Consider the following 13,617-nt stretch of genomic DNA (forward strand, 5'->3'; position numbering starts at 1 on the left):
GCGGTCCAGGGCCGGGAACGGCAGCACCCCCGCGGGGCGCGCGAAGCCGGCCCGGGCGTCGTCGCCAGTCAGTCAGTCACTGAGGATCAGCCGCAGGCCACGGTCGAGCGCAGTCTCGACCCGCGCTCTCACCTCCTCCGGTGCATTCAGGTGGTCGATCGTCAGACCGTTCACCAGTGCCGTGACGAGCGGAGCTGCGGTCTCCGGTGTGAGTCCGTCCCGCAACTTCCCGTCCTGCTGCGCCCGCTCCAGTGCCGCGCGCACGAGGTCGTGGAACGTGCGCATGGCCTGCCAATAGAGCTCGGCAAGCCAGTCACGCGTGGACGCTGCGGCCCCGTAGCTGACCCACACCGCGGCATCCTCGTGACGGACGCCCTCCAGCGGCAGGAGTTCGCGCAGGGCCCGGCACAGCGACGCCCGGTAGCCCGGCAGCCCTCGGGCCGCCATGACACGCTCCGTCTGCCGCTCCACGGAGCGTTCGAGCGCGGCCACCAGCAGGTCCCTGCGGGTCCTGAAGTGGTACTGCACGGTACCCGCCGAGAGCCCGGACTCCTGGGCCACGCTGCGCACACTCACCACATCGAAGCCCTGCTGGGCGATCACCCGGATCGCGGCCTCGGCGATCTTCTCTCGCGTCCCGCCGCCCGAAGGGACGTCTCGGTCACCGGTCATCGCGCCTCACCTCTCGCACGAGTGTATTGCCCCCGCTCTCGTACAAACGTATTGTCGTTCTTGGATCTTACGTTCGTATGGGAAGAGGGGGGGCATGGGCGATCTCCTGGCACTGGTCGGGCTGGCGCTGCTGGACAGCACGAGCCTGGGGACCCTAGTGATCCCGCTCGTCCTCGTGATCGCCCGCCGGCGTGTGGACGCGGTACCGCTCGCGGTCTACTTCGCGACGGTCGTGCTCATCTACTTCGGCCTCGGCGTGGGCATAGCCCTGGGCTTCGACCTGCTCTCGCATCTCGCGGCGGATGTGTGGGCGAGCCGGCCGGCCCAGTGGTTCAAGCTGATCGCCGGTCTCGGCCTGTTCGGCTACGGGGTCTTCGCTCCCGATCCCGTCAAGAAGGAGGGGCTGCGCCGGGTGCCGTCCCGGCAGAATCCCGCGGCCATGATCGTCCTCGGCGCTGGCGCGGCGCTCACGGAGGCGGCCACGATGGTCCCCTACCTCGCGGCGAACGGCATCATCACGGCCATGCCCGTGGGATGGACCGCGCGACTCGTGCTCCTAGCCGGGTACTGCCTCGTGATGATCGTCCCCGCGCTGGTGCTGATCACAGGAGCCGCGCTGCTGGGTGAACGGATCTGGCCCAGGCTCGAGCGAGTCGTCCCTACTCTGGAGCACCAGACGAAGATCACGCTGCTGTGGATCGCCGGGATCGTTGGTTTCTGGATGGCCAGCACGGGATTCGCGGCGTTGCTGTAGTCAGTCCTCCACCACCGGTCAGCACCCCACGGCACCGTGCCAGCTGTCCCGGGGGGGGGGGGGATCCCCGGGACAGTCGGCATGGTGTGCAAGGCACGACGACGCCGTGCGGTCTGGTCACCGGACCACCCTCGTTCCCGTGGCCGGCTCGGTTGCTACGGGTCAGTACTCGATGACCACGCGGCCATCGATCTTGCCGTGTGACATCTCCTCGAAAATGGCGTTGATGTCCTCGAGGGGACGCTTGCTGAAGGTGGGGTGGATCTTGCCCGCCGCGTAGAACTCGAGGGCCTCGATCATGTCCTGCCGCGTGCCCACGATCGATCCGCGGATCGTGAGTCCCTTGAGCACGATGTCGAAGATCGGAGCGGGGAAGTCGCCCGGAGGCAGGCCGTTGAACACAATCGTCCCGCCGCGACGCGTCATGTTGATCGCCTGCCCGAAGGCCTGGGGGTGGACCGCGGTCACGAGCACTCCGTGGCTGCCCCCGATTTCCTGCTGGATGACCTCCGCGGGGTCCTCCGCGAATGCGTTGACAGTGAGCTCGGCACCGTGCTGCTTCGCGAGAGCGAGCTTGTCGTCGGCGACGTCCACCGCCACCACGCGCATACCCATGGCCACCGCATACTGCACTGCGATGTGCCCGAGACCGCCGATCCCGGAAATCACGACCCACTGACCGGGCTTGACCTCCGTGCGCTTGAGTCCCTTGTAGACGGTGACGCCCGCGCACAGGACGGGGGCGATCTCGTAGGGATCGGCGCCCTCCGGGATGATGGCCGCATAGCGCGCGTCCACGAGCATGTACTCGCCGAACGAGCCGTCAACGCCGTAGCCACCGTTGACCTGCTCCTCGCAGAGCGTCTCCCAACCCTGGCGGCAGTGCTCGCAGTGGCCGCACGCGGACCACAGCCACGCGTTGCCGACCATCTGCCCGACCTCGATCTCCGTGACTCCCTCGCCCACCTTTTCCACGATGCCCACGCCCTCGTGGCCCGGGATCAGGGGGAGCTTCGGCTTGACGGGCCAGTCGCCGCCCGCGGCGTGGAGATCCGTGTGGCAGACCCCGGAGGCGATGAGCTTCACCAGCGCCTGGTTCGGTCCGGGTTCGGGGATCTCGTTCGGCCCCACGACCAGGTCCTCGCCGAATCCCTTGACAACTGCCGCGTTCATGGAAGACATGTCCAACTCCTCGTTGAGTTCTCTGTGTCCACGTCCGGTGGGAACGACGGGTGTGGACGAGGTCCGTGTCCACCTTGTCCGACCGTCCGGTCCGTGATGTCCTTCGACGCTACCGAGAGCAAGGTTGCAGGAGGGTTGCAACGTCGGATCTCAGCGTTCGAGGGACTCGAGGCGGACGATGGCCGCGCAACGTTCCGGAGCAGCCCGGGGAGCCCGAGCAAGAACGGCCATGAGCACCTCGGAATCCGCGTGGGCCTCCGGGAGGGTCGAGTAGTGCCACAGCTGCGACCACGATCCCGCCTGCAGGACCGTCTCGCGCAGCAGCGCGGACACCTCGTCACGGATCTCCCTGATTCCGGGAGCCTCGGAACCGGGAAGAAGCTGGCCGCGGTAGTGGTGCATTGCGGCGGCGAGATCCCCGAGGCCCAGCGCTCGGTGGCACAGTGCGACGTCGCTAACCAGTGACCCTGTCAACCGGTACGGCCGGGATGCCACGCCGATGAGGCCGTCCCCGTGGAGCAGAATTCCCTTGCGGAGACGGGCGATCTCCGCCCGGACCGTGACCTCCTGACCGCCACCGGGACACAACGCCTCGGCGAGTTCCGCCGCGCTGAGGCCGCCGGCGTGCCAGTGCAGCAGAGTGAGCAACTCGGCGTGGCGGGTCGAGAGGTCCCGGCTCTGCCCTCCCCAGCCGATGGTTGCGGGAGGGGCACCGGTGACCCGCAGCCGGACCCTGGGTGCCTCTGTCCGAGGCAACCCGGCGTTCACCGCCGTCGCGCGAGACGCCACGGTTCCGCCGAGGTCCTCACGCGCTCTGTCTGCCCACCCACGACCCGCTGCGCGCGGGTCCAGCAGAGATCCGAGCTCTCGAGTCACGGCCTGGGACGTGCACTCGAGAAGGGGCAGCACGAGGGACGACACCGCGTCCTCGCCACCCGTGACGTCGATGACGCCGATCACCTCTCCCGTGACGGGATGCAGGACGGGCACCGCACTGCAGCTCCACTGCTGCGCCGGGGCCGCAAAGTGCTCGGCCTGGCTGACCTGGACGCCCGTTCGACTCGCAATGGCCAGTCCTGGGGCAGAGGTCCCCATCGCGGCCTCGGACCAGTCCACGCCCGGTGCGAATCCCATCCCCTCGGCCCGGCGACGGGTGTCTCCGCCGCCCTCGACCCACAGCAGTGTTCCGTGGGCGTCGCTGAGTGCCACGAGCAGCCCTGCTCGAGTTGCAGGCTCGACGAGCCGCGTGTGGAGAAGCCCCAGGACGTCGTGGAACGGGTGGGCGCGGCGTGCCTCCTCCAGGCCGGCCCGCTCGTGGACAGTCTGGACGAGGACGCCCTCCGGTGACTCCAGGTGGCGCACGGAACGGATCCAGGAGCGCAGCACCACGTCCCGCACCGCCGGGGTACGGTCACCGTCGATTGCCAGGCGGTCCAGCCCCGCGTGTGCCCTGCGCACCTCGCGCTGGTAGTCGTGGTCGGAGAGGAAGGCGTCGAACATCAGGTCACCACCAAACCCCACCCTGCGGTGCGGGCACCGGTGCAGACACGCCCGTCCCGCAGGACCAGCGGGATGACCACGGTGTGGCCCATGCCCTTCACCTCCAACGAGCCGAGCGGGTTGAGCCTCGCTCAACCTCGTCTCGAACCTACTGAGGTCGTGGAATCCGTACAAGGATCCGGGGCAACTCGCCCCGGCGTGACACCACCAGCTCCCGAACGCGACGGTGTGCAGACTGACCCGCACGGCCGCGGAAGTGGAGGACCCCGGAGGCGCCAGTCGTGCGGCGTAAAACACGTTCGGCGACCTCCCAGGAAGCTGTGATCGCACGTAGGGTGGATCTGGCCCACCGCGGGCGGTGGCCGGGGCGTGAGACGGCCCGATCGTCGCCGGGCGCGGCCGGACGCAGCGCCCCCGCCGCAAGGGACGCGCCCTGCCCGGCACACGACGTCGTGGACCACCCCGCGCCGAACGGAGAAGAGAAGCATGCGCACCCGCACCACCCGTCTGCTCGCCCTGCCCGCAGCCCTCGCGGCCGCGACCCTTGCGCTGAGCGGCTGCTCCGGCGCCCAGGACGCGCAGAGCACGCGGACCACCCTGAACTACGCGACCGGCGACGCCGAGCCCGAGTGCCTGGACCCGCACGTGGGCGGCAACTACCCGCAGGCGCTGCTGGGCACCAACTTCGCCGAGTCCCTGGTCAGCCGGGACAAGGACGGCAAGATCATCCCCTGGCTCGCGGAGTCCTGGAAGGAGTCGGCGGACGGGAAGACCTGGGAGTTCGTGCTAAAGGACGGCGTGAAGTTCACCGACGGCACGCCCCTGACGTGGGAGGCCGTGAAGGCGAACGTGGACCATCTGCTGGACCCGGACACCGCCTCCTCCACCGGCTACCTGGCCTTCCAGCAGATCGCAGACGTCACCCGCGGGGCGAACGACCATGTGGCCGTGGTGCACCTGAAGCAGACGGACTCCGCGCTGCTGGAGTCCTTCGCGCAGCCCTGGAACGCCATCGAGTCCCCCACCGCGCTCAAGCGCTCCCAGGAGGAGAACTGTGCCTCCCCCGTGGGCACGGGCCCGTTCGTGGTGGACTCCTGGACCAAGCAGGACCGCGTGGTGCTCACGCGCAACGAGAACTACACCTCCGCCCCGGCGGACGCCGCGAACCAGGACGGCCCAGCGAAGCTCCAGGAGATCGTCTGGCGCTTCATCCCGGACGCCACCACCCGGTACAACGCGCTGTCCTCCGGCGAGGTGGACGTGATCGACAACGCCCAGCCCAACAACATCACCGCGGCCGGGGACAACTCCGGGCTCGAGGACCTCAACGCCCCGCGCCCCGGCTCCTCCAACCGCATCGAGCTGAACTCCGGGCACGCGCCGTTCAACGACAAGAAGGTACGAGAGGCCTTCATCCGCGCCGCGAACGTGGACGACGGGATCCAGTCCCTGTTCATGGGCACGGCGCCGCGCTCCACCTCCGCGCTGGGCTCCACCGAGCCGCTGAGCAAGGACATGCCGGGCTCCTACCCCCACGACGTCGACGCCGCCAACCGGTTGCTGGACGAGGCCGGCTGGACGAAGGGCTCGGACGGCATCCGCGAGAAGGACGGGAAGAAGCTCACCGCGCGCTTCCCGGTGAGCACCAACCAGTCCATCCCGGCTGAGCAGTCGCTTTTCGAGCAGATCCAGGCCGGCGCCAAGGAGGTGGGCATCGACGTGAAGCTGCAGCCGGTGGACCTGCAGTCCTGGTACTCCGCGCTGGGCAAGGACGACTACGAGCTCGTGGACGCCCCCTACACCAAGGTGGGCCCGGACGTGCTGCGGATCCTGTACCACTCCGATTCGATCAAGCCCGCACCGTCCGGGTACTTCGCGAACCACGCCCAGATCGACGACGAGCAGCTGGACACGGTGCTCGACAAGGCCCGCGCTTCCACGGACGCGGACGAGCGCGCGAAGCTCTACGAGCAGGCCCAGCAGATCATCGCGGACGCCCAGGTGATCCTGCCCCTGTACGACCAGCAGAACCACTTCCTGCACTCCACCGGGGTCAAGGGCCTGCGCGCGCTGCCCACCGTCAACACTCCCACGTTCCTGGACGTGGAACCGCTGCCCGCCTCGTGAGCGCCCGCAGCGCGAGCCGGGAACCGGTGGGCTGAGTGGCCACCGCGACCGTGCATCGGCGTCGGCCCTGGCGCCCCGTCCTGATCCGTCTGGGCGGGGCGCTGGTGGCGCTGTGGCTCGTGGCCACCGTGGCGTTCGGGGTGCTGCAGCTGCTGCCCGGCGACCCGGCTGAGGCCGCCCTGGGCGGGCCCGGCTCGCAGGCGAGCGCCGAAGCCCTGCAGGCAGCCCGCGAGCAGTACGGCCTGGACCGGGCGCTGCCCGTCCAGTACCTCGCCTACCTCGGCCGCGTGCTCACCGGGGACCTGGGCACGAGCTACTCGCACCGCGCACCCGTCACCGAGGTCATGGCCCCGCTGATCGGCCCCACCCTGACGCTGGCCGTGCTGGCCCTGCTGTGCGCGTGGCTGCTCGCGCTGGGCACCGCGATGGTGGCCACGGGGACGTCCCGGCTCGCCGCGCGCGTGGCCTCCGCAGTGGAGATCGTGGCCTCGGTGCTGCCGGGCTTCTGGCTCGCCTCCGTGCTGATCATCGTCTTCGCCACGCACCTGGGCTGGTTCCCGCCGGTCTCCGACGCCACGCCGCGCGGCCTGGTGCTGCCTGTGCTCTCCCTGGCGGTCCCGCTGGCGGGCTACCTGTCCCAGACCATGCGCGAGGCCATGCTCACCGCCCTGGACTCCCCCTTCGCCCTCGCCGCCCGTACCCGCGGTGAGACCCGCGGGGGACTGCGCGTGCGCCATGCCCTGCGCCACGGTCTGGTGCCCGGCATCAACCTCTCCGGGTGGTCCTTCGGCTACCTGATCTCCGGGGCGGTGGTGATCGAGACGGTGTTCGCGCGGCCCGGTCTGGGGCGCTCTCTGGTCTCCGCAGTGACTTCCCGGGACGTTCCCCTCGTGCTCGGGGTGACGCTGTTCGCGGCACTCGGGTACGTGCTCGTCACCATGGCCGCGGACGCCCTGACCGCCGCCGTCGACACCCGGGGGGCCTCGTGAGCGCCGTCCCCTCCCTGGACGCCCCGGATCGCCGGGCACGACGGCGCCGCACGCCCGGCTCCCAAGCACCGGGCCCCCTGGCCTCGCAGATCGGTCTGTGGGTGCTGCTGGCGTGCGCCGCGGTGCTCGCCCTCGCGGGCCTGTTCCCGGGGCTGCTCGCTCCCGGTGATCCGCTCGCGGTCGACCCCGCGCAGGCGTTCCAGGCCCCCGGCTGGAGCCACCCGTTCGGCACCGACGAGTCCGGCCGGAACGTCTTCACCCGCGTGGTCCACGGCGCCGGGCCCTCCCTGTTCATCGGCGTGGCGGCCACCGTGCTGGGCGTGGGACTGGGCGCGGTGCTCGGACTGCTCACGGGCCTGGGGCGACGCTGGCTGGACGCCGCCGGGTCACGGCTGATCGACGCCATGCTCGCCTTCCCCACCCTGCTGCTCGCGCTGCTGCTGATCGCCGTGCGCGGACCCGGCGTGGCCGGCGTCGTCGTGGCCGTGGGACTTTCCTCAGCCCCCGGCTACGCGCGCCTGCTGCGCGCCGAGGTGCGCCGCGTCTCCCGCTCGGGGCATGTAGAGGCCGCGCGGATGCTGGGCCACTCCCCCCTGCGCATCGTCGTGCGCCATGTGCTGCCCGGGGCGCTCGGGCCACTTCTCGCCGTCGCCACCCTGGGGCTGGGGCAGGCGATCGTGTGGTCCTCGGCGCTCGGCTACCTGGGGCTCGGCGCACCGCCGCCCGCGCCGGAGTGGGGCGCGATGCTCAACGCCGGGCGCACGTACGTCACCAGCGCGTGGTGGATGACAGTCTTCCCGGGCCTGGCCATCGTGGCGGTCGGAGTGGTGGCAACCCTCCTGGGACGCAGGCTCTCCGCGCACCTGGCGGGACGGAGCGCCGGTGGCTGAGGATCCGGTGGTCAGCGCCCGCAACCTGCGGGTGTGCTTCGGGGACGTGGCGGCGGTCCGGGGCGTGGACCTCGTGCTGCCCCGCGGGCGCGCCGTGGCACTCGTGGGCGAGTCCGGGTCCGGCAAGTCCGTGACGGCGCGCGCGCTGATCGGCCTCACCGGGGGCGTCGTCACCGCGGACGTGCTGCGGATCGCGGGACACGACGTCGCCGGGCTGGGCGAACGCGGATCCCGCGCCGAGCGCGCGTGGCGGCGGATCCGGGGGCGCGTGGTCGGCACCGTGCTGCAGGATGCCCTGGGCTCGCTGGATCCCCTGCGGCCCGTGGGTGCCGAGGTGGCCGACGCCGCCCGCCTGGCCGGCACCGCCGTGGACGTCCCCGCCCTGCTGGAGTCCGTGGGACTCGACCCGGCCGCGGCCCGGCGTCGCCCGGACGAGCTCTCCGGCGGCATGCGTCAGCGCGCTCTCATTGCGGCGGCGCTCGCGGCGGACCCGGAGGTCGTCGTCGCGGACGAGCCCACCACCGCGCTGGACACCACCCGCCAGGCCGTGGTGCTGGACCTGCTGCGGGCACGCGTGGACGCCGGCGGATCGCTGCTGTTCATCACGCACGACCTCGGTGCGGCGCGTCGCGTCGCGGACGACGTCGTGATCCTGGACGCCGGACGCGTTGTCGAGACCGGCCCGTTCCGTACGGTCATGGCCGACCCGGCCTCCACGGAGGGGCGCCGCCTGGTCGCCTCGGTTCCGTGGGGGCGGCCCCGCGGCGAGGCCCTGCTGCCCGACGCCGCGGCGCGGCTTCCCGGAGACGCGAGACCCCGCACCGTCGCCACGCAGGGCAACGCCCCAGCACCAGCCACCCCTGCTGTCTCGCTGGGTGGCGCCGTGCCAGGTCCCGCCTCCTCGTACCGCTTGGACCCTGCACCTCAGGAACCAGAACGCCGCGGCCTGGACGCACCGCGCGAGGCGAGCCCACTGCTCTCGGCCCGCGGCGTCGTCGTGCGCTACGGCGGTACCTCTGAGCCCGCGGTGCGCGGTGCCGACCTCACGCTGCGCGCCGGTCGGACCGTGGGGCTCGTGGGCGAGTCCGGCTCCGGGAAGTCCACGCTGCTGCGGGCCCTGGCCGGGCTGCTGCCCGTCGAGTCCGGGGACGTGCGGCTGCGCGGTGAACCGTGGTCCGCCCTGCCCGAACGACGACGGCGAGCGCGCCGACGTCAGCTGGCCATGATCGTCCAGGACCCGCTGGGGTCCTTCGAACCGCGCTGGGACGTGGGCCAGGTGCTCACCGATGCGCTGGGGCGGCGCGATCCGCAGCGTGTGGCCGACCTGCTGGAGTCCGTCCATCTGGACCCCGCCGCCGCGCGCGCCCGACCGAGGACGCTGTCCGGCGGTCAGCGGCAGCGCGTCGCCATTGCTCGGGCGCTCGCGGTGGAACCCGCCGTGCTGCTCGCGGACGAGCCCGTCTCCGCGCTGGACGCCTCCGTCCAGGCGCAGGTGCTCGACCTGCTGGACGAGCTGCAGGCGCAGCGCGGGCTCGGGATTGTGCTGGTCTCCCACGACCTCGGGGTGGTCCGGCACTCCTCCGATGACATTGTGGTCCTGCAGAACGGGGTGGTCGTCGAGTCCGGCCCCACCGAGGACGTCCTCTCGCACCCGACACACCCGTTCACGAGGGAGCTGATCGAGGCCGCGCCGCGGCTGAGCTGAGCCCCGCTGGTCTGGTCCCGGTAGGGCGCTCCGTCGTGACGAGGATGAAGCAGCCGCGACGGGGACGGGGCCGCTCACCGGAACGTCTGCTGACGACTGCGCTAGGGCCCGTCCCCGTCAGAGGCGGCCGTCCCGGTACAGCTCCTCCAGCAGTGCCTGCATGCGCGGGGTGTAGGCGATCGCGGTGTACTCCTCGCCCTTCGCGTTGTGCCGCTGCTCGGTGACCACGCCCAGCCGCTCGGCGAGCGCCGTCGGCTCCCACGCACCGGTCTCGCTAGCCTCGCACCGGGCGTGATGGAGGCTCTGCGCCCACGGCAGCATGGTCAGCGAAGCAGGACCGAGGAAGTACCCGGACGAGCTTCGAGGGGGTCACCAGGATGGGCGTAGAAATGCGGATGATTCCAGCGGCGAGCTCGCGGGCGCTCCCTCGCGGGGGGGGGGGTAACTCGGTATACGCCCGAAGACATTGCGGAACTGGACCTGGTAGAACGATGGCGACCAGGAGGCACCGGCCGGAGACCACAACCAGAGACGCTAAACGATTCACCGACCTGGAGCAGGAAGAGCGCGATAACGCCGGACGAACGCGGTCCCCAAGTCGACCTCGGCTTCATTTTGAACTACATCTCCGCACATGATGGCACGCGGTTCTATACCTCAGGTGGGTCGCTGACGATACGTAGAGCCGGTCGAGAGTCTTCCGCACCAAGAACCTCGCGCACCCGCGCGGGGTGCCATCTCAGCTCTCGTGCAAGGTCGGCCTGGCCATAACCTGCGTGGTCCGCAAGTTCGGCCGCCTTGGCGAGCATCGAGGGCATCTCTCCGGGGTAGGCATTCACGGGTTCTGGTGTTTCCAGTCCCGAACTGCGTAACTGGTTCAACTTCTGGTACCCGCGTCGAATCGATGCATCAGAAACGGTGCCGGTCTCCTTCATCCGTAGCAACAGCGAATCGACGGAGACACCCCAGTGTCGCGACAATTCATCCAGCCGAGACAGGTTCACCGTGCGTGGCAGTAGGTTCACGACCTGGGAACGAGGCGTAAGGAACTCAGCAGCAAACTGGTCCGCTTCGCGCTCCTGCTGCTTGTCGCCCGGTGCCGTCTCGCCGTGCAGCATCAAGTGTCCGAGCTCATGTGCGATCGTGAACCGGTGGACAAAAACAGATTTAGCTCGCTCAGGAGTCACCACGATGATCGGCCTTGCCAGATGGGAGGTGGAGAATGCGCCGACACGAGCGACATCGGCGTTCGCCATCGTGAGCAGGCTGACGACGATCCCGTGTGACTCCACTAGGGCGACCAAATGCTTCACTGGCTTCACGCCGAGTCCCCAATGCGCGCGAAGTGTCTGCGCAGCGACAAGCGGACCTGTGTGCGCCCGCTCGCTCGGAGGCAGATCAACCGCCGGGAAGCGGACTTTCTTTTCCAACGCGAACGTCAACTCCCACACCTGCTCGATAAAGGCGATGGCCTTCGCACGATCCCGCGCGGAAGTCGAACGCAGACTCCGGAAGTGCGCCTGCGACCCGTCCACTCGACCAATCGGACGCCCGGTCGCGAAATAGTCCACGGGAACGTGTAGTTCGCGTGCCAGCACGGGCAGAAGATCTCGACGCGGGGTTGAGGAGTTTGACTCGTACTGGCCGATGGCCGCAGGAGTCACCCCCACGAAACCGGCGAGCTTTGCCTTCGACAGACCTGCCGCAAAACGCGCCTGCGTCAGGCGTGCAGGATCGAAGCTGCGCGCAACGGTACCGAGGTCAGGGCGATTGGAGGGCTCGATCGGGGAGAACAGGGTGTTCCGGTCATCCATGTGCGTCTCCGGTTGCCTCTTCCTCCTTCACGTCCAGCTGGGGAATTGGGATAGGGCCGTTTGAGAAGCCCTCATCCTCCGCAGGCGCGACATCCACCAACGAGCCCGGGTCGACATCGAGCAGCGATGCGATCGAGGCAAAGGTGAGGTAGCCGTCGGTGCCCAGGGTCGCCTCACCCCAGTCGATGCTGTGAAGCGCAGATGGGTTGCTCGCATAGGGCACGACAACCACACGGTGAGACGTCAGGGCCTTCTCGAGCGCACTGGCTTCAGCGTCGAGAAGCTTCCGCTCCTCCTCGGTCAGCTCCGGATGCTCGAACTCGATGTCGAAACGCGGCTGCCCAAGGTCGCGTTCCTTTCTGAACAGGAGTATGCGTGTCTCCGACCCCGCAAAACGACGCGAGCCGATGTCCGTAGAACGCTCTCGAGCGAAGCGCCACGGAAAGAGGATAACGCCGTTGAATGAAACCAGCTTGTAGCCCCGCTGCGGCACGATCTCGGCCGAAGGATGCCGCCCGAGCACCGTCACGAACTCATCCAGGCACTTGCGCCAGATCTGTCCATACACCCCGGCGTGCTTCATGTCGGCCTCCGCCTGCGCGTTCGCCATCTTCTCGTGGCAGTCGCGGATGATGGCCGGAATCTCCTCCCGCACCAATACCCCATCGACTCCCAGCGTCCGCAACGCCCACGCACGTCCCTCATCAATCACCATTCGAGGCTCCCTTCATCCGCCTGCAAGTAGGCTATCACAGCGCTTTAGTTTTCGACATAATATGCTCACCATTTCCCCCCTCATCCTCAATGGTCAGCACTGAGGTCAGATCCGCCACATAGTCTTGCCCGTGCCCGGCGGACCGCTCACGGCGGTGACGTCCCCCTCCTCTCCGCTCAGGAACGCGTGCACCGCCCGGCGCTGCGACGGTGTGAGCGGGAAGCCGTCGCTCATGGACCCGCAGGACAGCTTCATGGCCTCGTACAGGCCCTCGCCCTCGTGGATCGCCCGCTCCGCGATCCGCGCACCGGACCAGCCCTGGCACATCCGCTCCAGCAGGGGCGGGGCGCCGTGGTCCGCGACGTGGTCGTAGAGGTCCAGGAGCGGACCCACGGCGTTGACCCGGTCCAGCTCCCGTACGAAGCACAGATCGTGCTCCACGCGCCCGCTCCCCGGCATATCGGGGCGGACCGGAGGGGAAACATTGCCAGAGTCCTGGTCGTTGCCCGAGAGCGCTGCCGCGAAGTCGGCTGCACTGCGTCCTGCCACGGCCGCGAAGAGGCTGTCCGCAAGGTCCAGCGCACCCGCGAACGACGTCGTCTGAGACACCCCCGCGCCCAGTTGCTGTCGCGAGAACGCCCAGAAGGCGTCGAGGTCCCCGACCATGACCGCCCAGTCCCCGATCATCGGGGAGGACAGCCGCTCCGAGGGAATCCACGGAGAGCTCGCGGTCTCGAGCACCGGTTCGAGCCGCCCGTCAGGGAACAGCTTTGCCTCGAGCAGCAGCAGACCGGTGTGGCCCCCGCCGGGCAGTTCCAGAGAGACCGTGGAGACCACCACGGAGAGCGGTGGCCGGTCCTTGTCATCAGCCCCGTCCTCACCGTCTGTCGCACCGTCCGATGACTCGCCGTCGGACGGTGCCGCGACGTCGTCGTGCGCGTCGAAGAGGGTCTGTGTCTGCTCCTCCGGCAGGTAACCCGAACGCAGCAACGACCGCGGCACGGCCACGTACGGGTCGTCCCCGAAGGCCACCTCGTCCAGCCGCCCGCGCTGCAGAGCCCGCGCGAGGTAGTCCGTGATCGCTGCCGTCTCGACCATGCGCGGTCCTCGCGTTCCTGTGGCGTCGCCTGGGGGTGGCGGGGCAGGCCCGGAGCGCCCCGCCGTGGGAGCCCGAGTCTAACCAGGGCCCCCGACACGCACTGTGATGTGGCATACTCTCGTGCAGTCGGCGTGCCCAGCGCCCAGCCCGCGCACGGACCCCAGCTCCGG

Annotated in this window: 12 protein-coding genes; 5 read left to right on the top strand and 7 right to left on the bottom strand. The window is 69.6% G+C overall.

Annotated features, from left to right (window positions below):
- Nucleotides 1-72: 72 nt before the first annotated feature.
- Entirely contained in the window at nt 73-672 is a 600-nt protein-coding gene (locus D8M39_RS03020; protein ID WP_126874369.1) for a TetR/AcrR family transcriptional regulator, read from the bottom strand.
- A 94-nt stretch (nt 673-766) separates the two neighbouring features.
- Here D8M39_RS03020 and D8M39_RS03025 point away from each other — a divergent pair, with 94 nt between their 5' ends.
- Nucleotides 767-1,426, top strand: coding sequence for a GAP family protein (locus tag D8M39_RS03025; RefSeq protein ID WP_055083678.1), 660 nt, complete (start codon nt 767-769; stop codon nt 1,424-1,426).
- Between the two features lie 162 nt (nt 1,427-1,588).
- Here D8M39_RS03025 and adhP read toward each other — a convergent pair whose 3' ends face one another.
- Nucleotides 1,589-2,608, bottom strand: coding sequence for an alcohol dehydrogenase AdhP (adhP, locus tag D8M39_RS03030; protein WP_126874370.1), 1,020 nt, complete (start codon nt 2,606-2,608; stop codon nt 1,589-1,591).
- A 150-nt stretch (nt 2,609-2,758) separates the two neighbouring features.
- Nucleotides 2,759-4,108 carry a helix-turn-helix domain-containing protein gene (locus D8M39_RS03035; protein WP_126874371.1) on the bottom strand — a complete coding sequence of 450 codons (1,350 nt, stop codon included), beginning with the start codon at nt 4,106-4,108 and terminating at the stop codon, nt 2,759-2,761.
- A 486-nt stretch (nt 4,109-4,594) separates the two neighbouring features.
- On the opposite strand from D8M39_RS03035, the gene D8M39_RS03040 reads away from it, so the two are divergent.
- Genes D8M39_RS03040 through D8M39_RS03055 form a run of 4 tightly spaced genes read left to right on the top strand, consistent with a single transcriptional unit; the run spans nt 4,595 to nt 9,819 of the window.
- On the top strand, nt 4,595-6,235 hold the full coding sequence (locus tag D8M39_RS03040) for an ABC transporter substrate-binding protein (protein ID WP_126874372.1): 1,641 nt from the start codon (nt 4,595-4,597) through the stop codon (nt 6,233-6,235).
- A 35-nt stretch (nt 6,236-6,270) separates the two neighbouring features.
- Entirely contained in the window at nt 6,271-7,224 is a 954-nt protein-coding gene (locus D8M39_RS03045) for an ABC transporter permease (protein WP_126874373.1), read from the top strand.
- On the top strand, nt 7,221-8,114 hold the full coding sequence (locus D8M39_RS03050; RefSeq protein ID WP_342353650.1) for an ABC transporter permease: 894 nt from the start codon (nt 7,221-7,223) through the stop codon (nt 8,112-8,114). Before D8M39_RS03045 ends, D8M39_RS03050 begins: the two co-directional genes overlap by 4 nt.
- Complete coding sequence (locus D8M39_RS03055) at nt 8,107-9,819, top strand: ABC transporter ATP-binding protein (protein ID WP_126874374.1); 1,713 nt, start codon at nt 8,107-8,109, stop codon at nt 9,817-9,819. The genes D8M39_RS03050 and D8M39_RS03055 overlap by 8 nt, the downstream gene beginning before the upstream one ends.
- A gap of 117 nt (nt 9,820-9,936) precedes the next feature.
- Here D8M39_RS03055 and D8M39_RS03060 read toward each other — a convergent pair whose 3' ends face one another.
- The 4 genes from D8M39_RS03060 to D8M39_RS03075 form a co-directional block, all read right to left on the bottom strand.
- Entirely contained in the window at nt 9,937-10,140 is a 204-nt protein-coding gene (locus D8M39_RS03060; RefSeq protein ID WP_126874375.1) for a hypothetical protein, read from the bottom strand.
- Nucleotides 10,141-10,469: 329 nt separating this feature from the next.
- Nucleotides 10,470-11,633: an ImmA/IrrE family metallo-endopeptidase gene (locus D8M39_RS03065; protein WP_126874376.1), complete on the bottom strand. Its 1,164-nt coding sequence runs from the start codon at nt 11,631-11,633 to the stop codon at nt 10,470-10,472.
- Nucleotides 11,626-12,348, bottom strand: coding sequence for a hypothetical protein (locus tag D8M39_RS03070; protein WP_126874377.1), 723 nt, complete (start codon nt 12,346-12,348; stop codon nt 11,626-11,628). Before D8M39_RS03070 ends, D8M39_RS03065 begins: the two co-directional genes overlap by 8 nt.
- Before the next feature lie 105 nt (nt 12,349-12,453).
- Nucleotides 12,454-13,446 carry a hypothetical protein gene (locus D8M39_RS03075; RefSeq protein WP_126874378.1) on the bottom strand — a complete coding sequence of 331 codons (993 nt, stop codon included), beginning with the start codon at nt 13,444-13,446 and terminating at the stop codon, nt 12,454-12,456.
- Nucleotides 13,447-13,617 lie beyond the last annotated feature (171 nt).

The organism is Kocuria sp. HSID17590, from assembly GCF_003989485.1.
Lineage (GTDB): Bacteria > Actinomycetota > Actinomycetes > Actinomycetales > Micrococcaceae > Kocuria > Kocuria salsicia.